The sequence below is a fragment of the Leisingera sp. ABM4_103 genome (assembly GCF_056158685.1).
In genome coordinates this window covers 2,546,128-2,567,688 of the sequence record NZ_JBSWTU010000005.1, presented here as the reverse complement: position 1 = coordinate 2,567,688, position 21,561 = coordinate 2,546,128, and the positions used below count along the sequence as shown (strand labels likewise).

Annotated in this window: 22 protein-coding genes; 9 read left to right on the top strand and 13 right to left on the bottom strand. The window is 65.3% G+C overall.

Features of this window, described 5'->3' with window-relative positions:
- Positions 1-151: 151 nt before the first annotated feature.
- From ACXAED_RS14145 to ACXAED_RS14135, 3 genes are all read left to right on the top strand, one after another.
- A complete protein-coding gene (locus ACXAED_RS14145) occupies positions 152-334 on the top strand; it encodes a hypothetical protein (protein WP_475050810.1) in 183 nt (60 codons plus the stop codon).
- 161 nt (positions 335-495) lie between these two features.
- Positions 496-807 (top strand): hypothetical protein, encoded by a 312-nt coding sequence (locus tag ACXAED_RS14140; RefSeq protein WP_475050809.1) that lies wholly within the window; start codon positions 496-498, stop codon positions 805-807.
- A 169-nt stretch (positions 808-976) separates the two neighbouring features.
- The gene (locus tag ACXAED_RS14135; protein ID WP_475050807.1) at positions 977-1,942 is read left to right on the top strand and encodes a LysR family transcriptional regulator; all 966 of its coding nucleotides are present in this window, start codon (positions 977-979) and stop codon (positions 1,940-1,942) included.
- Here ACXAED_RS14135 and ACXAED_RS14130 read toward each other — a convergent pair whose 3' ends face one another.
- Entirely contained in the window at positions 1,943-2,380 is a 438-nt protein-coding gene (locus ACXAED_RS14130) for a low molecular weight protein-tyrosine-phosphatase (RefSeq protein ID WP_475050805.1), read from the bottom strand.
- 49 nt (positions 2,381-2,429) lie between these two features.
- On the opposite strand from ACXAED_RS14130, the gene ACXAED_RS14125 reads away from it, so the two are divergent.
- Complete coding sequence (locus ACXAED_RS14125) at positions 2,430-3,128, top strand: NAD-dependent deacylase (RefSeq protein WP_475050804.1); 699 nt, start codon at positions 2,430-2,432, stop codon at positions 3,126-3,128.
- 95 nt (positions 3,129-3,223) lie between these two features.
- Here ACXAED_RS14125 and ACXAED_RS14120 read toward each other — a convergent pair whose 3' ends face one another.
- From ACXAED_RS14120 to meaB, 4 genes are all read right to left on the bottom strand, one after another.
- Positions 3,224-3,712, bottom strand: a complete 489-nt coding sequence (locus ACXAED_RS14120) for a copper chaperone PCu(A)C (RefSeq protein ID WP_475050802.1) — start codon at positions 3,710-3,712, stop codon at positions 3,224-3,226.
- A 57-nt stretch (positions 3,713-3,769) separates the two neighbouring features.
- Positions 3,770-4,120: a DUF2946 family protein gene (locus ACXAED_RS14115; RefSeq protein ID WP_475050800.1), complete on the bottom strand. Its 351-nt coding sequence runs from the start codon at positions 4,118-4,120 to the stop codon at positions 3,770-3,772.
- Between the two features lie 138 nt (positions 4,121-4,258).
- A complete protein-coding gene (gene rpmB, locus ACXAED_RS14110) occupies positions 4,259-4,549 on the bottom strand; it encodes a 50S ribosomal protein L28 (RefSeq protein WP_019296104.1) in 291 nt (96 codons plus the stop codon).
- A 215-nt stretch (positions 4,550-4,764) separates the two neighbouring features.
- Entirely contained in the window at positions 4,765-5,742 is a 978-nt protein-coding gene (meaB, locus tag ACXAED_RS14105) for a methylmalonyl Co-A mutase-associated GTPase MeaB (RefSeq protein WP_475050798.1), read from the bottom strand.
- 352 nt (positions 5,743-6,094) lie between these two features.
- Here meaB and hrpB point away from each other — a divergent pair, with 352 nt between their 5' ends.
- The 3 genes from hrpB to ACXAED_RS14090 all read left to right on the top strand — a co-directional run bounded on the left by hrpB (position 6,095) and on the right by ACXAED_RS14090 (position 10,883).
- Positions 6,095-8,542 carry an ATP-dependent helicase HrpB gene (gene hrpB / locus ACXAED_RS14100; protein ID WP_475050796.1) on the top strand — a complete coding sequence of 816 codons (2,448 nt, stop codon included), beginning with the start codon at positions 6,095-6,097 and terminating at the stop codon, positions 8,540-8,542.
- Positions 8,543-8,852: 310 nt separating this feature from the next.
- A complete protein-coding gene (locus ACXAED_RS14095) occupies positions 8,853-9,311 on the top strand; it encodes an NUDIX hydrolase (RefSeq protein WP_475050795.1) in 459 nt (152 codons plus the stop codon).
- 90 nt (positions 9,312-9,401) lie between these two features.
- Positions 9,402-10,883, top strand: a complete 1,482-nt coding sequence (locus tag ACXAED_RS14090) for an inorganic phosphate transporter (RefSeq protein WP_475050793.1) — start codon at positions 9,402-9,404, stop codon at positions 10,881-10,883.
- 65 nt (positions 10,884-10,948) lie between these two features.
- Here the strand turns inward: ACXAED_RS14090 and ACXAED_RS14085 are convergent, their stop codons facing one another.
- From ACXAED_RS14085 to ACXAED_RS14075, 3 genes are all read right to left on the bottom strand, one after another.
- Complete coding sequence (locus ACXAED_RS14085; protein WP_475050792.1) at positions 10,949-11,668, bottom strand: SDR family NAD(P)-dependent oxidoreductase; 720 nt, start codon at positions 11,666-11,668, stop codon at positions 10,949-10,951.
- Positions 11,669-11,933: 265 nt separating this feature from the next.
- The gene (gene argF / locus ACXAED_RS14080) at positions 11,934-12,860 is read right to left on the bottom strand and encodes an ornithine carbamoyltransferase (RefSeq protein WP_475050789.1); all 927 of its coding nucleotides are present in this window, start codon (positions 12,858-12,860) and stop codon (positions 11,934-11,936) included.
- A 78-nt stretch (positions 12,861-12,938) separates the two neighbouring features.
- Positions 12,939-14,114 (bottom strand): acetylornithine transaminase, encoded by a 1,176-nt coding sequence (locus ACXAED_RS14075; RefSeq protein ID WP_475050788.1) that lies wholly within the window; start codon positions 14,112-14,114, stop codon positions 12,939-12,941.
- A 438-nt stretch (positions 14,115-14,552) separates the two neighbouring features.
- Here ACXAED_RS14075 and ACXAED_RS14070 point away from each other — a divergent pair, with 438 nt between their 5' ends.
- Complete coding sequence (locus ACXAED_RS14070; protein ID WP_475050786.1) at positions 14,553-15,464, top strand: DMT family transporter; 912 nt, start codon at positions 14,553-14,555, stop codon at positions 15,462-15,464.
- Positions 15,465-15,500: 36 nt separating this feature from the next.
- On the opposite strand, the gene ACXAED_RS14065 is transcribed toward ACXAED_RS14070, so the two are convergent.
- Positions 15,501-16,313: an ABC transporter permease gene (locus ACXAED_RS14065; protein WP_475050783.1), complete on the bottom strand. Its 813-nt coding sequence runs from the start codon at positions 16,311-16,313 to the stop codon at positions 15,501-15,503.
- Positions 16,314-16,475: 162 nt separating this feature from the next.
- Here ACXAED_RS14065 and ACXAED_RS14060 point away from each other — a divergent pair, with 162 nt between their 5' ends.
- A complete protein-coding gene (locus ACXAED_RS14060; protein ID WP_027234793.1) occupies positions 16,476-17,072 on the top strand; it encodes a GcrA family cell cycle regulator in 597 nt (198 codons plus the stop codon).
- Positions 17,073-17,373: 301 nt separating this feature from the next.
- Here the strand turns inward: ACXAED_RS14060 and ACXAED_RS14055 are convergent, their stop codons facing one another.
- From ACXAED_RS14055 to ACXAED_RS14040, 4 genes are all read right to left on the bottom strand, one after another.
- Positions 17,374-18,204, bottom strand: coding sequence for a metallophosphoesterase (locus tag ACXAED_RS14055; protein WP_475050781.1), 831 nt, complete (start codon positions 18,202-18,204; stop codon positions 17,374-17,376).
- Positions 18,205-18,268: 64 nt separating this feature from the next.
- Positions 18,269-19,516: an ABC transporter substrate-binding protein gene (locus ACXAED_RS14050; protein WP_475050780.1), complete on the bottom strand. Its 1,248-nt coding sequence runs from the start codon at positions 19,514-19,516 to the stop codon at positions 18,269-18,271.
- A gap of 110 nt (positions 19,517-19,626) precedes the next feature.
- Complete coding sequence (locus ACXAED_RS14045; protein ID WP_475050778.1) at positions 19,627-20,589, bottom strand: carbohydrate ABC transporter permease; 963 nt, start codon at positions 20,587-20,589, stop codon at positions 19,627-19,629.
- The gene (locus tag ACXAED_RS14040; protein WP_475053118.1) at positions 20,586-21,548 is read right to left on the bottom strand and encodes a carbohydrate ABC transporter permease; all 963 of its coding nucleotides are present in this window, start codon (positions 21,546-21,548) and stop codon (positions 20,586-20,588) included. The genes ACXAED_RS14045 and ACXAED_RS14040 overlap by 4 nt, the downstream gene beginning before the upstream one ends.
- Positions 21,549-21,561 lie beyond the last annotated feature (13 nt).

The following is a 21,561-nucleotide window of genomic DNA, read 5'->3' as shown; positions in this document are numbered from 1 at the left end:
GGCCTTTGGTCCCTGCCCTCCGCGCTTCATCTCCCAAACCCCTCAAATTCGCCCCGTTCCCTGCACGCCGCCCCGAAATGCGCTATACTCCATGCGTACCGCGAGACGCGCGACCCTCTGGTGGGTGACACAGCAAAGGAGGACGACCCGCATGGATGCAATCAAAGCCGCTGAGTATGCCCGCGCGCTCTACAGCGCGCATGGCGACAAGGCCGAGGCCGAAGCCGCGCAGAAAATGCGCCAATGCGAAGAGGCCGGCAAGGACGCCGAGGCCGCAGACTGGAAAGCCGTGCGCCAGGCCGTGCGCGCCATGCGCGGGCCGAACCAGGCTTGAGCACCAAGCAGCTGGAGGGCCGCGGCGTGCGGCGCTCCAGCCCCCCAGCCCTCCCCTGAAACATCCCGTTTACCACGATTGAAACGCATTCCGGCTTGCGGCATAGTAGTGTCAATTCCGCGGGCAGCAGACCCGCTTGCCAAAAACGGGGCACGAGCCAGATGAAACACTTCCTGACAGCCGCGCTTTGCGCAGGATTTCTCGCAACCCTGGCCCCCTCCGGGGCCGAAGCGGGCGCCATCGAGCGCGCCTGCCGCCAGTCGGACCGCTCTGCCGCGACGCCGTCGTTGTGCAACTGCATCCAGAAGGTGGCCAACCGCAGCCTGACGCGCTCGGAGCGCAAGACCGTCTCCAAGTGGTTCGGCGACCCGCACCAGGCCCAGGTGGTGCGCCAGTCCAGCAACCGCAGCGATGAGCGCCTGTGGCAGCGCTACAAGGCGTTTGGCGATCACGCCGCCCGCAGCTGCGGCTGAGCCGATCCGCTTCCGGACTTGAGCGAAGGCGCCCCCTCGGGCGCCTTTTTGCTGTTTTGATGCATTGTCGCTGCGGCATTTCCGCTGGGGGCGAAAGACCCCTCTCCTGCCCCCCTTGACCGGACCGCGGCAACGCGGAACAAACGGCGCAAGGTATTGGAGCAGTTAGATGTTGATCAAAGGTGTTACCCTGCGCGGGCTGGAAGTGTTTGAGGCCTTGGCCAAGACCGGATCCGTGGCGCAGGCGGCGGAGCTGACCGGCCTCAGCCAGCCTGCCGTCAGCCAGCAGATGCGCAACCTGGAAAAGGCACTGGACAGTGAGCTGATCGACCATGGCCGCCGCCCGATGGTGCTGACCGCGGCGGGGCGCAGCTTTCTGGTCCGGACCGAGGCGGTGCTGGGCGAGCTGCGGCTGGCCCAAAGCGAGCTGACGGTGATGGACCTGACGCACCTGCAGGCGCTGTCGATCGGGCTGATTGATGACTTCGACAATGACCTGACGCCGCGGCTGGCCACCATCCTGGCCGACAGCCTGACCCAGTGCCGGTTCAAGATGATCACCGCCTCCAGCCACGACATCATCCGCGCGCTGGAGGCCCGCGAGCTGCATATCGCCGTCGCCGCCACCGCGGGGGGCTTGCACGAGGGGCTGGTGGAATACCCGCTGGTGCGCGACCCCTTCATCCTGGCGGCGCCGCGCGGCGCGGTGTCGGACGCGGCGCAGGCGGCGGAGCAGCTGCGGGACCTGCCGTTCCTGCGCTATGCCCGCGAGCAGCTGATCTCGCAGCAGATCGAGGGGCTGCTGGCGCGTCAGAAACTGGAATTCGAGGACCGGTTCGAGGTCGGCTCGCATCTGGCGCTGATGGCAATGGTGGCGCGGCGGATCGGCTGGGCGATCACCACGCCGCTGGGCTATATGCGGGCCGGGCGCTTCCACGACCAGATCGACGCCTTCCCGCTGCCGTTCGGGGAGATGTCGCGGACGATTTCGCTGTTCACCGCCGCCGACTGGGCCGACCGGGTGCCGCGCGACGTGGCTGAGACCGTCCGCCGCCTGGTCCAAAGCCAGATGATCGACCCGGCGGTGCAGCAGCTGCCGTTCCTGGCGGGCGGCTTCCGGGTGATTGCGGAGTAATCAGAACGCGGCTTTCAGCCCCGTGGCGGCCGCCTCGATCAGGTCCAGGCAGCCGTCGAAATCGCGGGTGTAATAGGGATCGGGCACGTGATCGGCGCCGGTTTCCGGCGCATAGTCCGTGAACAGGCGCACCGGGGTCTCGTTGCCTGCCGGGCGCAGCGCTTCGATATTGTCCAGATTGCTGGAGTCCATCGCGATGATCAGGTCGAAGGCCTCGAAATCCGCGCCCCGGAACTGCCGCGCGCGCAGGTCCGAGATATCCAGCCCTCGCGCCTTGGCCGCCGCCTGCATCGGGCCATAGGGCGGCTCCCCCACGTGATAGGAGGCAGTGCCCGCGCTGTCGGTCTTCGCGTCCGGGCAAAGCGCGCGGAACACGCCCTCAGCCGCGGGAGAGCGGCAGATGTTTCCTAGGCAGACGAACAGAATACGGGTAGGCATTGGCAAGCGGCTCCTTTGAATGGACGCAGTGATAGGAGGTTCCGGGACAATGGGAAAGAGGGCGAAGATTGTCATCCTGACTGGCGCCGGGATTTCCGCCGAAAGCGGGCTGGGCACCTTCCGCGACGAGGGCGGGCTCTGGGCGCAGCACCGGATCGAGGATGTGGCGACGCCGGAAGGCTTCGCGCGCAATCCGGACCTGGTGCACGGCTTCTACAATGCGCGGCGGGCGCAGGCAGCAGAGGCGCAGCCCAACCCGGCGCATCAGGCTCTGGCGCAGCTGCAAGCGGAGCATAAGGGCGAGGTGGTGATCGTCACCCAGAACGTGGACGGGCTGCATGAGGCCGGCGGGGCCGCGCAAGTGCTGCATATGCACGGCACGCTTTCAGGCGCGCTTTGCGCCGCCTGCGGGCACCGCTGGGCAGCGCCGCTGGAGATGCAGACCGGCCAGCCCTGCCCCGCCTGCGCCGCGCCTGCGGGCCGCCCGGATGTGGTCTGGTTCGGAGAGATGCCGTATTTCATGGAAGAGATCTACGCGCATCTGGCAGAGGCGGATGTGTTTGCCGCCATCGGCACCTCGGGCGAGGTCTACCCGGCGGCGGCCTTTGTCGACGAGGCACGGGCGGCGGCAGCCCATACGGTGGAGCTGAACCTGGAACCTTCCGCCACCGGCTCCCGCTTCGCCGAGCGCCGCTTTGGCCCGGCCAGCGAGACGGTGCCGGCCTGGGTGGCGGAGCTGCTCGCCTAGCCTCAGGCGGCAAAAAGCCCGCCGCAAGGGCGGGCTTTGGGCGCGAAGGAGGGCTGCAGCGCGGCCTGACGCCGCGCCCGCCCTGCCTTAGCGGATCAGTTGGAATGGCCGGAGTGATCCATGCTTCCGTGGCCCTCGGCTTTGCGCTCCAGGTCAACCGGCACGTCGATCTCGATCTCGCCGGCCTTCTCGAACACCAGCGTGACCTTCACCACGTCGCCATGGTTCAGTGGCTGGTTCAGGCCCATGAACATCACATGGTCGCCGCCGCGCTTCAGCATGTGGGTTGCACCTGCGGGCACGGCAAAGCCTTCCTCCACGTGCATCATCTTCATGACGCCGTCATCGCCTTCCTTATGGGTGTGCAGCTGCACTTTGGCGGCCACGTCCGAGCGCACGCCGATCAGCTGGTCGTCGGCTTCGCCCTTGTTCATGATCTCCATGAAGGCCGCGCCGGCCTTGGCCGTGGGCGAGGACACCCGCGCGTACTGGTCGTGCACCATGATCATGGCGTCGCCTGCAAAGGCGGAGGTGGCAAAGGCAGCGGCAGCGGCGGCTGCAAAGACAGCAGATTTCAGGGACATTTTCAGTCTCCTCATACTTGGGTTTTCAAATTTCAGATGGGTAAAGGGGGTGGCCGGTCAGGCGGCGGCCGGCGGCGCCCGGGCGCTGGCGCGCAGGATCTTCTGAACCGAGGCCAGTGCAGCCACCTGCCCCGAAACCGCTTCGCTGCAGGCGATGACCGGCAGCATCAGCCCGGCGTGCTGCGTGACCGCGTCCAAAATATGCATGACGCAGTCGGGGCAATTGTGCGGCGGTTTTACCGGCTGGCCGTCGCTGTCCACATAAATGGTGGCAGGACCGGTGCCGGTGCAGATCACCATTTGGCCTGCGGCATCGCGCTCCCCCTGGCGGGCGGCAGCGCTGTGCGCCGTCAGGGCGACGGTCAGGGCCAGAAACAGGCCAAGCCATATGCGCAGAATGCGTGTCATCTCCGCATGGTATGCCCGCTGGCCCTGCGGCCTGCAAGGCCCGGCTCTGCGGCAGATTGCGCAAACGCAAACACCGCGCAGGGTAGCCCTTGCGCGGTGTCCGTAATCCGATCCGGTGAAGGGATCAGGCCAGGGAAATCAAGCCTGAGCGGCTTGTGCCTTGGCGATCTCTTTCTTCACTTTCAGCGCGTTTGCCGACAGCTCTTCGTCCTTGGCTTTGGCCAGGAACGCGTCCAGGCCGCCGCGGTGGTCGACCGAGCGCAGGGCGGCTGCGGAGATGCGCAGCTTGACGCCACGGCCCAGAACTTCGGACTGCAGGGTCACGTCGTTCAGGTTGGGCAGAAAGCGGCGCTTGGTTTTGTTGTTGGCGTGGCTGACATTGTTGCCAGTCATCGGGCCTTTTCCGGTCAGTTCGCAACGGCGCGACATATCTTCATCCTTCGTTTCTGGAGGCGCTGGCAGTCCGGCGCCAAATCACAAGGGGCGCGGCCATTGGCTGCGCCCGAAAACTGGTCCGCTGCTCTTACGCTCAACCGGCAACAGCGTCAAGTGATTCAACTCAGCTTTCTTGCCGGGCTTACTGCACCTATTTCCGTCCTGCCGCAACCCCTTGCGGCCGCCCGTTTCCGGCCCGGCAACCGGCGTCAGGCGGCGCCCAGCGCCCGCAGCATGATCCGCGCCGCCTCGCCCGGGCTTTTGCCGCCCTCGGCAACTGTTCCCGCCAGTTCCGCCATCTGCGCCTTGGCCTCCGGCGTCTCCAGCCGCGCCAGCAGCGCCTGGCGCACTTCCTGATCGAACCAGTAACAGGCCTGATCGGCCCGGCGGCGGTCCCAGTGGCCGTTCTCCCGGCGCCAGGCGGTCAGCGCCTGCATTTCTTCCCAGGCCTTGTCCAGCCCGTGCTCCTCAACGGCGGAGACCATCAGCGCCTTGGGAAAGCCCTCCGGGTCCTGAGGGCGCTTGCGCAGCAGCCGCAGTGCGCCGGCGTAATCGGCGCAGGTGCGGGTCGCCACCGGTTTCAGCGGCCCGTCCGCCTTGTTCACCAGAATGAGGTCGGCCATTTCCATGATGCCGCGCTTGACGCCTTGGAGTTCATCGCCGCCCGCAGGCGCCAGCAAGAGCAGGAACAGGTCCGACATCTCCGCCACCACGGTTTCCGACTGGCCGACACCAACGGTTTCAATCAATACCACGTCAAAGCCTGCCGCCTCGCATAAGGCCACCGCTTCGCGAGAGCGGCGGGCGACGCCGCCAAGGTGGCTCTGACTGGGGGACGGGCGGATGAAGGCGTTACGCTCGCGGCTGAGGCGCTCCATCCGGGTCTTGTCGCCCAGGATCGAGCCGCCGGAGCGCGCCGAGCTGGGATCAACCGCCAGAACCGCCACCCGCAGGCCAAGGCCGGTCAGCATCATGCCGAAGCTTTCGATGAAGGTGGATTTGCCTACGCCGGGCGTGCCCGACAGGCCGATGCGCAGGGATTGGCGCTTGTGCTTGGCCAGTTCCGACAGCAGTTCCCCCGCCTTGGCGCGGTGATCCTCGCGGCCGCTCTCCACCAGAGTAATGGCCCGGGCCAGCGCCCGCCGGTCGCCATCAAGGATTTTCTGCGTCAGTTGTCCGGTATCCATGCGTGCCTTCCTGTCGTAATGGGCGGACCTTGGCGCAAGCCATGCCGCAAAGTCCAGCCCCTGCCGTCTGCCGGGCACCCTACATCAGCAGGAGCCGCAGGAAAGGCGGCAAATCCGCCGCGCCTGATGCGGTTTGCGCAGTGCGGGCAGCGCCCCCCCACCCCTGCCTCGAGAAACAATCATGCAAAAGCAGACTGTCCCGCCCGGCTGAAAGCCGGGCTGCGCCGGCCCGCCCCCATGGGGCGGCGCATTCGCACCACCCCGCGGGCCTCTGCAACCCTCAGCGCTTCACCAACGAAGTCCTGCCCACGACACCGCTAGACCTCTCCCTCCCCTTTGGCGATAAGGCGACATGACCAGATTGCCGATCGAAGACGCCCTCCCCGACCTATTGGACGCCCTGCGCGCCCGCGGCCGTGCCGTGCTGCAAGCGCCGCCAGGTGCGGGCAAGACCACGCGGGTGCCGCTGGCGATGCTGGAGGCCGGGCTGGTCACGGGCCGCATCGTGATGCTGGAACCCCGCCGCCTCGCCGCCCGTGCCGCGGCTGAGCGGATGGCGGAGACGCTGGGCGAGAAGCCGGGCCAGACCGTCGGCTATAGGGTGCGCGGCGATTCCAAGGTCTCCAAGGCGACGCGGATCGAGGTGGTGACCGAGGGCATCCTGACCCGGATGCTGCAATCGGACCCGGACCTGCCCGGCGTCGGCGCGGTGATCTTTGACGAATTCCACGAACGCTCCCTGAACGCCGATCTGGGCCTCGCCCTGTGCCTGGAGGTGGCGGGCGCGCTGCGCGATGACCTGATGCTGCTGGCGATGTCGGCGACGCTGGACGCCGGGCCGGTGGCGGCGCTGATGGAGGCGCCGATGGTGACCTCCGAGGGCCGCAGCTATCCGGTGGAGACCCGCTGGCTGGAGCGCCCCCTGCCCGCGCAGGCGCGCCGTGTGGACGCCTTGGTGGACCTGGTGGTGCAGGCGGAACGGGATACAAAGGCCACCGGCGGCGGCATCCTGGTGTTCCTGCCCGGCGAGGGCGAGATCCGCCGCGCCGCCGGTGCGCTGGAGAAGCGCCTGCCCGGCCACTGCCATATCCGCCCGCTGTTCGGCGCCCTGCCCTTTGCCGAGCAGCGCGCAGCGATCCAGCCCGAGGCGCAGGGCCGCAAGGTGGTGCTGGCGACCTCGATCGCCGAGACTTCGCTGACCATTCAGGACATCCGCGTGGTGGTGGACATGGGACAGGCGCGGCGGGCGCGGTTTGATCCGGGCTCCGGCATGTCGCGGCTGGTGACGGAAAAGGTCACCCGCGCCGAGGCCACCCAGCGCCAGGGCCGCGCGGGCCGGGTGGCGGAGGGCGTCTGCTACCGCCTGTGGACCAAGGGCGAGGAAGGCGCGCTGATGGCCTTTCCGCCCGCTGAGATCGAAAGCGCCGACCTGACCGCGCTGGCGCTGGAGCTGGCGCTGTGGGGGGCCGCTCCTGACGATCTGATGTTCCTAACCCAGCCGCCCGCAGGCGCGATGGCAGAGGCGCAAGCGCTATTGCATATGCTGGGGGCGCTGGATGCGCAGGGCCGGATCACGGAGCATGGCAAGGCACTGGCCGCCCTGCCCCTGCACCCGCGGCTTGGCCATATGCTGCTGCAGGCAGGTCCAGCGGCGGCGCCCTTGGCGGCACTCTTGGGCGAGCGTGACCCGCTGCGCGGCGCGCCTGCGGATCTGTCCCTGCGGCTGAAGGCGCTGAGGGACCCCAAAGGGTTTGTGCGCAATCACCCCTATCAGCTGAACCGTCCCGTCGTGGAGCGCATCAAGAGCGAGGCGCGGCGGCTGGAGAAACAGGCCGGCCGCCGTGATGCAGGGCTGTCTGCGGCGATGATGGCAGCCCTCGCCTATCCCGACCGTATTGGCCAGCGCCGCAAGGGCGACGCGCCGCGGTTCGTTTTGTCAGGCGGCAAAGGTGCCATTCTCGACGGCGGCGACACGCTGGCGGGCGCGCCGTTCATCGTGGCGCTCGATACCGACGGCAACCCGCGCGAGGCCAGGATCCGGATGGCCGCACAGATATCGCTGGCTGAGATCCGCGAGCTGTTTGCCGGTCAGATTGCCTGGGCAGATACCTGCGAGTGGTCCAAGCGCGACCGCCGGGTGGTGGCGCGCCAGCAGGAGCGGTTCGGCGCCGTGGTGCTGGACGACCGGATCTGGAAGGACGTGCCGCCGGACGCCGTGGCACGAGCGATGCTGGACGGGGTGCGCGACCTGGGCCTGCGGCTCACGGGCGCTGCGGCGCGGCTGGCGGCGCGGGTGGAGCTGGTGCGGGCGGAAGGATTTGACCTGCCGGATTTCTCCCTGCTTGGCCTGACGGACACGCTGGAGGACTGGCTGCTGCCGATGCTTGGCGGGGTCAAAAGCGCCGAGGACTGGAAACGCTTCGACCTGCTGCCGGCGCTCAAGGCGGCGCTGAGCTGGGAGCAGACGCAGCTGCTGGACCGCGAAGCGCCGGGCAGTTTCGTCACCCCGCTGGGGCGCAAGATCCCGATCAGCTATGACGGCGAGATCCCGGAAATCTCGGTCCGCCTGCAGGAGATGTTCGGGGTGACCCGCCATCCGTCCGCGGGCGGCGTGCCGCTGAAAGTCTCGCTCTTGTCACCCGCCCAGCGTCCGATCCAGATCACCCGCGACCTGCCGGGCTTCTGGGCCGGCTCCTATGCGGATGTGAGGAAAGACATGCGCGCGCAGTACCCCAAGCACCCCTGGCCCGAGGACCCCACGCAGGAAGACCCGACCCTGCGCGCGAAACGGCGGAAATGACCGCCCGCAGCGCGCCGCAGGCGCGCTGCACGGCCCAACGGCTGGCCGTGCATCTGTGATGCGCCGCCAGCGGGCGGGAGCGCCGCCGCAGCAGCCCGCCGTGCCGTCCTGCACGGTATAATCGCTTTCTTCACGGGTTTGCGGCCATACTGCGCAGGATGCCGCAAGCGGACCGTCAATGCGCAGCTGGAGAACCGCGCAGGACGGCTCCGTTCAGGCGGCAGCCTTGAAATTCCGGGCAAGTACGCATACTTTCCCACAACTTCGCACAAGAACACGGGGCAAACCCAACACCAAAGGCTGAGCAGAAATGACCCGCACCCTGACCCGCGCCTGGGAGGAAATCCTCAGGCCGATGCTGAAACGACCCAACCGCCTGCAAGTTGCCGCCCTGTGCTACCGCATGGGCGCGGACGGCAAAGAAGTGCTGATGATCACCAGCCGCGGCACCGGCCGCTGGATCATCCCCAAGGGCTGGCCGGTCGAAGGCAAGGACGGTCCCGCCTCTGCCCTGCAGGAAGCCTGGGAGGAAGCCGGCGTCAGATCCGCGAAAGTTTCCAGGCAGCCCATCGGCGAATTCAATTACGTCAAACGCCGCGATCACGGCCTTGATGAGCCGGTGACCACGCTGATCTTTGCCGCCGAAGTGGAAACACTTGCCGACGATTACCCCGAATCCGATCAGCGCAAGCGCCAGTGGATGCGCCCGGAGCAGGCTGCGGAACTGGTGCATGAGCCGCAGCTGCAGGTTCTGTTACGTCAATTGTAAAAGTTATGTGACATTTTCATGTCAGACGCTTGAACCGCTCCCGGAGCGGCGTTAGGCGCGTCCGCAGACCTCAGAATCAGGAATACGACAATGAGCGATGCACCCCAGCGCACGCAATGGACCACGCTGGACAAGGACCTGAACCGGATCTCCCAGCTTGAACTCGCCACCGCCTATGTCTCCCGCCCGCTGGTGGCGCCGGGCATCGCGCTGGCCTTTATCGTGCTGGCAGGCCTCGGGGCCGGCGTCTTCTTCGGCGGCTCCGCCATGAGCATGGTGGTAATCGCCGCCGCCGCATTCGGCGCCTATATGGCGATCAACATCGGCGCCAATGACGTCGCCAACAACATGGGCCCGGCGGTGGGCGCCAACGCGCTGACCATGGGCGGCGCCATCGTGATCGCTGCCATCGCCGAAAGCGCAGGCGCGCTGCTGGCGGGCGGCGACGTGGTCTCGACCATTTCCAAGGGCATCATCGACCCCACCGCGGTGGCCAGCAGCAACGTGTTCATCTGGGCGATGATGGCGGCGCTGATCTCCTCCGCCCTGTGGGTGAACCTGGCCACCTGGGTCGGCGCCCCCGTGTCCACCACCCATTCGGTTGTGGGCGGCGTGCTTGGCGCCGGTGTGGCTGCCGCAGGCACCGCCGCGGTGAACTGGCCCACCATGGGCAAGATCGCCGCCAGCTGGGTGATCTCGCCGGTGCTGGGCGGTATCATCGCCGCGCTGTTCCTCGCCTTCATCAAGGCCAAGATCATCTACCAAGAAGACAAGATTGCCGCCGCCCGCCGCTGGGTGCCGGTTCTGGTCGGGATCATGGCAGGCGCCTTTGCCTCCTACCTGGCGCTGAAGGGCCTCAAGAAGATCGTCAAGATCGACCTCCAGACCGCGCTGCTGATCGGCGCTGCCATTGGTGCGCTGTCCTATGTCATCACCGCGCCGCTGATCAAACGCCAGTCCGAGGGCATGGAGAACCGCAACAAGTCGCTCAAGGCGCTGTTCGGCCTGCCGCTGGTGATCTCCGCGGCACTGCTGTCCTTTGCCCATGGCGCCAATGACGTGGCCAATGCCGTTGGCCCGCTGGCCGCCATCGTGCACGCCACCGAGTTCGGCGATTTCGCCTCCAAGGTCACCATCCCGACCTGGGTGATGGTGATCGGAGCCTTCGGCATCTCCTTCGGCCTCTTCCTGTTCGGCCCCAAGCTGATCCGCATGGTCGGAAGCCAGATCACCAAGCTGAACCCGATGCGCGCCTATTGCGTGTCGCTGTCGGCAGCCATCACCGTGATCGTGGCCAGCTGGCTGGGCCTGCCGGTCTCCTCCACCCACATTGCCGTGGGCGCGGTGTTCGGCGTCGGCTTCTTCCGCGAGTGGCATATGGAGCGCCGCCTGAAGAAATCCGCCGCAGGCCGCCCGGTGGAAAGGCGCATCGCGCCGGAGGAACGCCGCCGCCGCAAGTTGGTGCGCCGCAGCCACTTCATGACCATCGTGGCCGCCTGGGTGATCACCGTGCCCGCCGCAGCACTTCTGTCGGCCGTGATCTACCTGGTGCTCAACACCTTCGTCGGCTGAGCCGTTCAGCCCGGCCAATCACAAAGTCCCCGCAGCATCCGCCTGCGGGGGCTTTTCTTTTGCGCTCAGAAGCGCTCCACCCATGGCCGCAGCACCAGTTCATCGCTCCAGGCAGAGCGGTCCTGCTGGATCAGGTGCATGTATTCCCGGGCAATCGCATCCGGGTCGAGCATGCTGTCCGGATTGTCCGCGCTCTCTACCCTTTCAGGGCGGGAGGCATTGCGGATGCCGCCGTCGATATTGACCCAAGCCACGTGAATGCCTTTGGGATGCAGCTCCCGCGCCATTGATTGCGCCAGCCCGCGCTGCGCAAACTTTCCCATGGCAAAGGGCGCCGAGTGGGCAAAGCCCTTTACCCCGGCCGAGGCGCCGGTGAACAGGATGGTGCCGAGACGGCCGTTCTCCGGCTGCTGCGCCAGCATACGTTTGGCCGCTGCCTGCCCCAGCAGGAACGCCCCATGTGCGGTCACCTCCACCGCCTTGCGGACCTGCTCCGGGTCCAGTTCCGTCAGGGGGCCGCGGACCCGGGCCGAGGGGTTATAGCAGGCCACCCGCAATGCGCCCTGCACGCCCTGGACAAGCTGCTGGATCCCCTCTGCATCGGTGCCATCCAGCGCATGCACCTGCGCCCCGGTTTCCGCCGCCAGCCCTTCCAGCTTATCCGTGCTGCGCGCCGTCAGATGCAGGGCATAGCCGTCCCGGGACAGCGCCCGGGCCAGGGAGGCCGACAGGCCCGCCCCTGCCCCCACGATCAGTGCAACCGGTTTTGCTGATGTATCTGCCATCGCTGGACCTCCCCGTATGTGATGGAGAGATGCTGGGGGCAATTCACCCGCCGCACAAGAGCTGACAGCGCGGCACGGGCCTGGGTACTCCGACGCAAGGCCAGTGCAACAAGCGCAATGCCTGCGTGTTACGGGCCGCGCCGGGCCGCAGGCCCGGCGCCACGCCCAACGGTCAGGGCGCATTCCGGGGAATGCGCCGCGGCGGGCGGGAGTGCCCCATCCCCGCAGGCCGCAAGTTCAGGAACCTGACGGTGCCCCGGCAGCCTCAGCCGCCGGCGCACCAGCGCATGATGGCCTTTTGCGCGTGCAGCCGGTTTTCGGCCTCGTCAAAAATCACCGAGTTCGGCCCGTCCATCACCTGGCTGGTCGCCTCCTCCTCGCGGTGGGCCGGCAGGCAATGCATGAACAGCGCGTCCGGCTTGGCGTGGGACATCAGTTCGGCATTGACCTGATAGGGCCGCAGCATGTTGTGGCGGCGCTCTTTAGAGGACTGGCTGTCATGCATCGACACCCAGGTATCCGTGACCACCAGGTCCGCGCCTGCGACCGCCTTGGCCGCGTCGCGCTCGATCACCACCTTGGAGCCCGCCTGGCGCGCCAGACCGACGAACTCGTCTTCCGGGTCCAGCTGCGCCGGGCCCGCAAAGGTGAGGTCAAAGCCGAACTGGCCGGCCCCATGCAGGAAGGACGCGCAGACGTTGTTGCCGTCACCGCACCACACCACCTTCTTGCCCTGGATCGGGCCGCGGTGCTCCTCATAGGTGAGGATGTCGGCCATGATCTGGCAGGGGTGGGTGCGGTCGGTCAGCCCGTTGATCACCGGCACGTCGGAGTATTCCGCCATCTCGGTCAGCACGGTCTCATCAAAGGTGCGGATCATGATCATGTCGACATAGCGGCTGAGCACCCGGGCAGTGTCGGCGATGGTCTCGCCATGGCCCAGCTGCATGTCCTTGCCCGACAGCACCATGGTCTCGCCGCCCATCTGGCGCACGCCGACGTCAAAGGACACCCGGGTGCGGGTCGAGGGTTTCTCAAAAATCAGCGCCACCATCTTGTCTTTCAGCGGCAGCTCATCATCCAGCGCCGCCTTGGGGCGGCCAAGGCGGGCCTGCTTGGTGGCCTTGGCCTGGTCGATGATCGCGCGCAGATCGGCGGGGCCGGTTTTGTGGATGTCGAGGAAATGGTTCATGTCGGTATCGCTTTGTTCTGGCGAAGGCCGGGGGCGCCTGCCCCCGGACCCCCGGGAGTATTTCTGCAAAGGTGAAAATCAGGCAGCTTCGACCTGGGCGGCGGTTTTTTCCAGGCGGCTGACGGCCTCGGCGATGTCCTCATCGGTCAGGGTCAGCGGCGGCAGCAGCCGGATCACGTTGTCCGCAGCCGGGACCGTGATTAGCTCGTTGTCATAGCCCGCCTTGACCACATCAGCGTTCACCGCCTTGCACTTGAGGCCCAGCATCAGGCCGGAACCGCGCACCTCTTCGAACACTTCCGGGTGATCGGCCACCAGCCCTTCCAGCTTCTGCCGCAAGAGGCCCGCCTTGCGGTTCACCTCGGCCAGGAAGGCCTCATCCGCGATGTGGTCCAACACCGCGCAGCCCACCGCACAGCCCAGCGGATTGCCGCCATAGGTGGAGCCATGGGTGCCCGCGGTCATGCCGCTGGCCGCGTCCTCAGAGGCCAGCACCGCGCCCAGCGGGAAGCCGCCGCCGATGCCCTTGGCCACCATCATGATGTCGGGCGCGATGCCCGCCCATTCATGGGCAAACAGCTTGCCGGTCCGCCCGACGCCGCATTGCACCTCATCCAGGATCAGCAAGAGGCCGTTGTCATCGCAGATCTGGCGCAGCGCCTTCAGCTCTGCGTCGGGAACCGGGCGGATGCCGCCCTCGCCCTGCACCGGTTCGATCATGATCGCGGCAGTGCTTTCGCTGATCGCATCAGTCACACCGTCCAGATCGCCAAAGGTCAGATGCACGAAGCCGGGCAGCAGCGGGCCGAAGCCCTTGACCATCTTCTCGGAGCCCGCCGCCGCGATCCCCGCCGAAGACCGGCCATGGAAGGAGCCGTCAAAGGTGATGATCTCCACCCGCTCCGGCTGGCCCTTGTCGTAGAAATACTTGCGCGCCATCTTCACGGCCAGCTCGCAGGCTTCGGTGCCGGAGTTGGTGAAGAACACGGTGTCGGCAAAGGTATGCTCGACCAGCTTGTCCGCCAGCGCCTGCTGCTGGGGGATGTGGTAGAGGTTGGAGACATGCCACAAGGCTTGTGCCTGGGTGGTCAGCGCCTCCACCAGCGCCGGATGCGCATGGCCCAGCGCGTTCACCGCGATGCCGGAGCCCAAATCCAGAAAGCGGCGCCCGTCCGCCGTGGTCAGCCAGGCGCCTTCGCCTTTGACGAATTCCAGCGGTGCACGGTTGTAGGTCGGCAGAACGGACGGGATCATCAGGATCATCCTTTTCACAGATAGAAGCCAAAGCTGTGACGTAAGCTTGGCCTTGGGTCAACGGGGGATCATAGGATTTCGAAGGGGGGATGTGCCGCATGGCAGGCACAACAGATCAGTGGCCGGTCACGCCAGGCGGCGTCGGCGTCGCGAAATGGTGGTATGTGCGCGTTTGATCATGGGCAGGTTCCATAGTGGAGGTTTCATCGAAAGAAAACCCCTTTTGTGCACCCCTTCCCGCCAAACCGCCGCAGCGCGCCGCCCGTCCCATTCACCTTTGCTGAAATACTCCGGGGTGAATTGGCCGCCAGGCCAAGAGGGGCAGCGCCCCTCTTCCCTCGAACCTGCGGGGCCGCGCCCCTTCTGGCCCTTCAGCGTAAGGCAGGCACCGAACCATTTCCCCTTGCATCCCGCCGCGGCTTGCCGCACCGCTTGGCGATGAGCCGTGAGACCCCTGAGAACCCGCCCCTGGCCGCTGCCCTGATCCTGGCAGCGACAACCTTCATTGCCGGCACCACGCTGATGGCCAAGGCGCTGGGGACGGATCTGCTGGGGACGCCGCTTCACCCGATGCAGATCAGCCATGGCCGCTTTCTGTTTGCCTTTATGGCGATCTCAACGGCGGTGCTGATCCTGCGGCCGCGGTTCACCCGCCCGCATTGGGGCTATCACATCGGCCGCACGTCCTTTGGCTGGGCAGGGGTCACGCTGATGTTTGCCTCCGTCGCCTACATCCCGCTGGCCGACGCCACCGCGATCACCTTCCTGAACCCGGTCTTCGGGATGCTGCTGGCCATTCCGCTCCTGGGTGAGCGGGTCGGCCCCTGGCGCTGGGGCGCTGCGCTGATTGCCATGATCGGTGCGATGATCCTGCTGCGGCCCACGCCCGCCAGTTTTCAGCCCGCGGCGCTGCTGGCGCTGGCAGCGGCGGCGGTGATGGGGCTGGAGCTGATCTTCATCAAGAAGCTGGCGGGCCGCGAGGCGCCCTTGCAGGTCTTGTGGGTCAACAACCTGCTGGGGCTGGCAATTGCCAGCTGCGCGGTGCTGCCGGTCTGGCAGATGCCCACCCCGGGACAGTGGGGCGCGCTGGCGGCGCTGGGGCTCTTGATGGCCTGCGCGCAGGCCTGTTTCATCAACGGGATGGCGCGCGCCGATGCATCGTTTGTGGCGCCGTTCAGCTATGCCACGCTGGTCTTTGCGGCGCTGTACGACTTTCTCGGCTTTGGCGCGGTGCCGGATGGCGTTTCCGTGTTCGGAGCCGTGATCATCCTGGCCGGCGCCGCCCTCCTCGCCTGGCGGGAGGGACGGCGCAAGCCAACCGCCGCATCAGCCGCCCCCGCCGCGCGGTAAGGCCGGCGTTCCGCAGGACGCCGCTTGGCCGCCGGATCAGGGCTTCAGCCGGTAGCCGGTGCGCAGCATGAGCCAGGCCAGGCCGCAGACCGCCAGGGTCGCGCCGCCGCAGACCGCCAGCCCCAGCCAGGGCGAGCTGTCCGACGTGCCGATCACCCCGAATCGCACCCCGTCGATCAGATAGAACACCGGGTTCAGATGCGAAATCGCCTTGAGCACCGGCGGCAGCGCCTCCACCGAATAGAAGGTGCCCGACAGGAACGCCAAGGGCGTCACGATGAAATTGGTGATCGCCGCCATCTGGTCGAACTTGTCGGCAAAGACCCCGGCCACGATCCCCAAGCCCCCCAGAAAGGCTGCGCCCAGCACGATGAACAGCAGCGCCACCAGCGGATGCGCGGGCACGATCTGCAGAACGGCCATCAGACCCAGCCCGATGCCCAGCGCCACCAGCGTGCCGCGGGCCACCGCGCCCGCCAGGTAGCCCAGCAGGATCTCCAGCCCCGACAGGGGCGGCATCAGCGTGTCGACGATATTGCCCTGCACCTTGGCAATCACGATCGAGGAGGAGGTATTGGCAAAGGCATTCTGGATCACCGTCATCATCATGATGCCCGGCGCCAGGAAAGTCAGGAACGGCACGCCCATGACGTCGCCGCGCCTGGGGCCGATGGCGATGTTGAAGATCATCAGGAACAGCGCCGCGGTCACCAGGGGCGCCAGCAGGGTCTGGGTCCAGACCACCAGGAACCGCTTCACCTCGCGCCAGGCCAGCGCCTTGAGCCCCAGCCAGTTCACCTGTCCGAACCTGCGCGCGCCCAGTTCGACCTGATATCCCTGATCTGCCATGATGCCCCCTGTGTTTTTGCTGCTTTGCCTGCATAACGGCTGCCGCTTGGGGCGCAAGATGCCTTGTAACTCCGCCCGCAGTGATTAGAATAGAGCGATCACACGGAATATGATGGCGGCCGCAGAACCCCTGGGGCCGCTATTAGCTTGGAAAGGCAACAGATGTCCTGGACAGACGAGCGCGTCGAACTGCTCAAGAAAATGTGGGGCGAAGGCCAGTCGGCCAGCCAGATCGCCAAGGAACTGGGCGGCGTGACCCGCAACGCCGTGATCGGCAAGGTGCACCGGCTCGGCCTGTCCAACCGCAACAGCGGCGGCGCCAAGGCGGCTGAACCCAAGGAAAAGCCCGCGGCAGCGCCCGCAGCCGCCGCGCCGAAACCGGCCGCGGCGCCCAAGCCCAAGCCGCAGCCCAAGACCGAACCGGCCCGCCCGGCCGCGGCCCAGCCTGCAGCCGACGCCAAGCCGGCAACGCCTGCCCGCCGCCAGATCATCCCGGCCGGCCAGCCGCTGCCGCCGCAGCCCTCCGCCAATGAGATCAGCCCCGAGGCGCTGGCCAAGGTGAACGAGGTCGAGAAGAAAGCCAAGAAGCTGGGCCTGATGGAGCTGACCGAGCGCACCTGCAAATGGCCGGTGGGCGACCCGGCGACTGAGGACTTCTGGTTCTGCGGCCTGCCCGCCCAGCAGGGCAAACCCTATTGCGAGGCGCATGTGGGCGTGGCCTTCCAGCCGATGTCCTCCCGCCGCGACCGCCGCCGCTGAGCGCGTCCGGCAACAGTTTGAGATATCAAAGCCCCGGCATTGCGTCCGGGGCTTTTTGTTTTTGAGGGGCCTCCCGTCTTCCAGGAAGGTCTGCATGGCAGGATGCATCCGGCACAAGCGCAGGACACGGCTATCTCTCGCCGCATGTGTCGGTTGGCTGGCAAGCGGCGCCCGGTTTGCGCAAATATGGGACCTGGCAATATCCCAATCTATTTGACTTGTGAGCGGGCAGAGCTTCCGTCCGTGCCGCATTGTCCAACGACTGCAAGCAGCCCGTCACGGACTTGCGGAAGACAAGGCTTCATTCCGCTGCCTCGACCGGTTTTGCCCAATCTTCCCATCCTGTTCCAGCTGTCATGACCGGGCCTTCCCAAGCGAAGGGGATCTGATGGATGGTGGTGTCGCGCCCGTCGATCTGAAACACAAAATAGGCCGGATCCATCGGGGCACCTTTCAGCAGTTCAGTTTCACTCAGGTCTGGTATTGACTGGTTGCCTGTCGAAGGCACGCTGGCAAAAGGGACACCCGCCAGGCACCCGTGGATGGGCGCATGAACATGGCCGAAATGGATGTAGTCAATTTTTTCTGCATGGGCTCTGATCAGGCCCTGAAAAGGGCTGCGATCATCCTTGTTCAAGGCGATCTTGTCTTCGGCGGGCAACCCCAACAGCATCGGGTTGTGATGCAGAAAAATGCGTGCGCGTTCGCAACTTTCAAGCTCGGCCCGCAGCCAAGCCCGGCGGACTGCGCAGAAATGCCCGGCATGAGTGCGCTCGCCCACGCTGTCGAGATAGATGAAGCGCGCACCGTCGACTGTTTCAGCATGATTGACGAAGCCGTTTTCGTCCACGGGATGATCCGCAAAAACGGACCGGAAGGTTGCCCGGTCGTCGTGGTTGCCAATCAGCAGCCGCACCGGAACCGGCAGATCGGCGACGGCAGCTTGCAGCGCTTCATAGGCTGCGCGTTCCCCCCAGTGGGCCAGATCGCCAGTAATGATGATGCGTGCGGCATCGGCATGGTTTTCCATCACGTGCGCCAGAGCGCTTGCGAACCGGGCATGGGGGTTCAGCCCGCCCATTTCCTCGCCGGGGACTGTCAGGTGAATGTCTGAAATATGGATGATTTTCATTTTCTTACTCTGCCCGAAGAAGAACCGGCCGCACGCAGGTGCGCGCGCAGCCGGAAAGAAGGCGTTAGCCGTTGGGAAGCAGGTCGGCGACTTCTTCGACCATCTCTTGCTGCAGCGCTTTCATGTCGGTGGCGTCGCCGGTGACAATGCGTTCGATGCCGTCGTAGATCACCTGAGTGGCCGCCAGACCATTGTCGCCCGGATAAGCCAGCCAGTCGCGCAGCAGCGGCAGCTGATCCACGGCAGTCTGCTTGTTCGGGTTCTGGTCATAGAAATCAGCTAGGATCACCTCGTTCGCGGCCTTGTTCGGCGGCATGTAACCGGTGGTCTTGGCCACTTCGGCTGCGCCTTCGCCGCTGGTGATGAACTTGAGCCAGGCCCAGGCGGCCTCCTGCACTTTCGGATCATCCGACGTTGAGGTCAGCATGGCGGCGTTGCCACCCGCAGGCAGGCCTTTGGGAGTTTCGCCCATGCCGGGGAACGGGCCGGTTTTCAGCGCGAACTCACCTTGCGAGCGTTCGACAGCGCCCAGGGCCGAGGTCGACCAGAACATCATGCCGATCTCACCCGCCGAGAAGGAGGCCAGCGCCGCCTTCCACTCGAGATTCTGCATGTCGCATTTGGTGAAGATCTCCTGCATCTGCTCCATGGCGGCCAGTGCCTCGGGGCTGTCCAGAGTCACACGGCCGTTGTCGACAATCGCCTTGTCCTGTGACCACATCAGCGCCTGCATGAACCAGTTGCCGGTGATGTTCCAACCCCAGAAAATCGGGTTGTCGATGCCGTTGGCCTTCATGGTTTCGCACATGCCGATCACCTCGTCCCAGGTGGTGGGCAGGGTTTCAACTCCGGCTTCTTGCAGGAGGTCCATGTTGTAATAGCCAACCGGCAGCGAGACCGAGAACGGCAGGCCGTGAACGTTTTCGCCAAAGGTCGACAGCGACAGCATGGCCTCGTGGTAGCCATTCTTGGCAAAATCCGCTTCTTTGGCGATGAACGGTTCCAGCGATTTGGCGATGCCCTTGTCGACCAGGATCTGCTGACGGTTCAGACCCTGCATTGTGACATCGGGGAGGTTGCCGGACACTGCTTCGCGCAGGATGGTGTTGGTGCCGTCCTCGTAGGATTCATAGGTGGCGCGGAATTTCACATCAATATTCGGATGCGCTTTCCTGAAGGCCGGCATCATGGCCTCGTAGGTGACGTCGAACAGATGGCTGTAGGGATAGGCGAATTCGATGGTCACGGTGTCTTCGGCCATCGCGGCGGCAGCGGTCAGCGCCAGGGCCATTGCAGACAGGGCGGTTTTCATGGAAATCTTCCTCTCATTCCAAACGTGGAGCGCTTGTGTTTGGCGATGCACGCTCCGGGTTGATCCCAGTCGGGATTACGGGAGGGTGCGGGGCAGCCCGCACCCGAAACTTATTTCATTCCGTTCAAGGTGATCCCTTCAATGAAGCGCTTCTGCGCCAGCAGGAACGCAACGATCAGCGGGGTGACGATCACGGTGGCGGTGGCCATCATCGGGCCGAAGAATGACCCGTCGCCATCTCCCTTGAACTCACGCAGGCCCAAAGGCGGCGTAAACAGGTCGCGGTTTCCGGTCACCACAATGCGGGGCCAGAAGTAGTCGTTCCAATGGGCCACGATCGAGAAAATGGCAAAGGCCAGCAGCGCCGGGATTGCGGTGGGCAGCATGACCCGCCAGACGATGGCGAATTCGCCCATCCCGTCCATGCGCGCCGCGTCAATCAGATCATCCGGCACCGTCATGAAGAACTGGCGCATCAGGAAGATGCCAAAGACCGAAATCGTCCAGGGCACAACAAGCGCGGCATAGGTATTGGTCAGCCCCAGCTTGGCCAGCATGATGTAAAGCGGCAGCGCAATGGCGTGAACGGGGATCAAGAGGCAGAACAGCACCAATCCGAAAACCGCATCCCGGCCCCAGAATTTCAGCTTGGCCAGGGCATAGGCCGCAGGCAGCGCGACCACGACCTGGATCAGGAAGATCGACGCCGTCACGATGACCCCGTTCAGCAGATAGCGCAGCAGCGGCGCCTCGGTGAAAGCCTTGGAATAGTTGAAGACGACAGGCCGCATCGAGCACTCAGCCGTAGCCTCTGCCACCAGCAGCTCCCGGATCGCACTGTCGCTTTGCCCCGGGAAACGGTTCGCTGCGGCAGCGATATCATCACGGCTGGGGTCGCGCAGCTTGACACAGCGCTCATCCACCATCATTTCCTGCCGTCCGAAAAATCCGCCCTCTCCCCGGTCAATCTCACCTGGGGATTTGAACGAATAGCTGACCATCATGTAGAACGGCGCAAGGACAACGATCACGCCAAGGATCAGGATCAGGTGCTTCCACCAGTCACGGGTCATTTGTAATGGACCTTTCGTTCCACCAGCCAGCGCTGGATCAGCGTGAGAAACATGACGAAGGCAAGGAACAGCATGGTGATTGCCGAGCCGATCCCGATCAGGTTCTGCTGGATGCCCTTCTCAAAAATGGCAAACATCATCACATAGGTGGACTTGTTCGGCCCGCCGCCCTGCGGCCAGAAGGCCTCGATGGTGTCAAAGACCTGAAAGGCGCGGATGCAGGTGATGGTGACGACAAATACAGTGGTCGGCCCCAGCGCAGGCCAGGTTACCAGCCGGAACCGCTCCCAAGCGGATTTGGCCCCGTCCATCTCTGCGGCGTGATACAGCTCACGGTGGACGCTGGTCAGCCCGGCCAGATACAGCACCATGTTAAAGCCGAACCCCTGCCAGATGCCGATAAAGCATATCACCCAGATCGCATAGCGTTTGTCGCCCAGCCAGACCGGGAAGCGGTCAGCGCAGCCCTGCGCCAGGAAGGGCCAGATCTGTTCCAGAAATGTGCCGCAGCTCATTTCCAGCGTGCGGTTCACCATACCGATTGACGGGTGAAGCATGAACTCCCACGCAATCGCCATCGCCAGAAGCGTCGCCATGACCGGCAGGAAGTAGATCGTCTTGTAGATCTCGCGGAACCGGCCCAGCGAATTGATCAGCAGCGCGGCCCCCAGCCCAAGCCCGACCGAGATCGGCACCACGGTCACCACATAGGTCAATGTGGCCAGAAACATCTTTTCATAGGCCGAACGGGTAAACAGCTTTTCATAGTTGCGGCTGCCGACCCAATCAAAACCGCTGTTTCCAAGCGAATAGCTGGTGAAGGACAGCACCCCCGCGATGATGATTGGCACCAGCAGGACGATCACCATCAATATCAGGGCCGGCGCGGTCAAAACCCATGCGGCGCGTCGTTCTTTGGTTGCGTGACCTGCAACTGCCCTTGGCGCTGTATCAGTCATGGAGGTTTCGATG

Bases quoted from the DNA above. Each gene is read 5' to 3' on its own strand.
- ACXAED_RS14115 (WP_475050800.1), bottom strand. From the start codon at position 4,120: ATGACACGCATTCTGCGCATATGGCTTGGCCTGTTTCTGGCCCTGACC.
- ACXAED_RS14055 (WP_475050781.1), bottom strand. From the start codon at position 18,204: ATGAAAATCATCCATATTTCAGACATTCACCTGACAGTCCCCGGCGAG.
- ACXAED_RS14120 (WP_475050802.1), bottom strand. From the start codon at position 3,712: ATGTCCCTGAAATCTGCTGTCTTTGCAGCCGCCGCTGCCGCTGCCTTT.
- ACXAED_RS14045 (WP_475050778.1), bottom strand. From the start codon at position 20,589: ATGACCCGTGACTGGTGGAAGCACCTGATCCTGATCCTTGGCGTGATC.
- ACXAED_RS14125 (WP_475050804.1), top strand. From the start codon at position 2,430: ATGGGAAAGAGGGCGAAGATTGTCATCCTGACTGGCGCCGGGATTTCC.
- ACXAED_RS14135 (WP_475050807.1), top strand. From the start codon at position 977: ATGTTGATCAAAGGTGTTACCCTGCGCGGGCTGGAAGTGTTTGAGGCC.
- ACXAED_RS14050 (WP_475050780.1), bottom strand. From the start codon at position 19,516: ATGAAAACCGCCCTGTCTGCAATGGCCCTGGCGCTGACCGCTGCCGCC.
- meaB (WP_475050798.1), bottom strand. From the start codon at position 5,742: ATGGATACCGGACAACTGACGCAGAAAATCCTTGATGGCGACCGGCGG.
- ACXAED_RS14040 (WP_475053118.1), bottom strand. From the start codon at position 21,548: ATGACTGATACAGCGCCAAGGGCAGTTGCAGGTCACGCAACCAAAGAA.
- hrpB (WP_475050796.1), top strand. From the start codon at position 6,095: ATGACCAGATTGCCGATCGAAGACGCCCTCCCCGACCTATTGGACGCC.
- ACXAED_RS14065 (WP_475050783.1), bottom strand. From the start codon at position 16,313: ATGGCAGATCAGGGATATCAGGTCGAACTGGGCGCGCGCAGGTTCGGA.
- ACXAED_RS14070 (WP_475050786.1), top strand. From the start codon at position 14,553: ATGAGCCGTGAGACCCCTGAGAACCCGCCCCTGGCCGCTGCCCTGATC.
- ACXAED_RS14140 (WP_475050809.1), top strand. From the start codon at position 496: ATGAAACACTTCCTGACAGCCGCGCTTTGCGCAGGATTTCTCGCAACC.
- ACXAED_RS14075 (WP_475050788.1), bottom strand. From the start codon at position 14,114: ATGATCCCGTCCGTTCTGCCGACCTACAACCGTGCACCGCTGGAATTC.
- rpmB (WP_019296104.1), bottom strand. From the start codon at position 4,549: ATGTCGCGCCGTTGCGAACTGACCGGAAAAGGCCCGATGACTGGCAAC.
- ACXAED_RS14130 (WP_475050805.1), bottom strand. From the start codon at position 2,380: ATGCCTACCCGTATTCTGTTCGTCTGCCTAGGAAACATCTGCCGCTCT.
- ACXAED_RS14060 (WP_027234793.1), top strand. From the start codon at position 16,476: ATGTCCTGGACAGACGAGCGCGTCGAACTGCTCAAGAAAATGTGGGGC.
- ACXAED_RS14145 (WP_475050810.1), top strand. From the start codon at position 152: ATGGATGCAATCAAAGCCGCTGAGTATGCCCGCGCGCTCTACAGCGCG.
- argF (WP_475050789.1), bottom strand. From the start codon at position 12,860: ATGAACCATTTCCTCGACATCCACAAAACCGGCCCCGCCGATCTGCGC.
- ACXAED_RS14095 (WP_475050795.1), top strand. From the start codon at position 8,853: ATGACCCGCACCCTGACCCGCGCCTGGGAGGAAATCCTCAGGCCGATG.
- ACXAED_RS14090 (WP_475050793.1), top strand. From the start codon at position 9,402: ATGAGCGATGCACCCCAGCGCACGCAATGGACCACGCTGGACAAGGAC.
- ACXAED_RS14085 (WP_475050792.1), bottom strand. From the start codon at position 11,668: ATGGCAGATACATCAGCAAAACCGGTTGCACTGATCGTGGGGGCAGGG.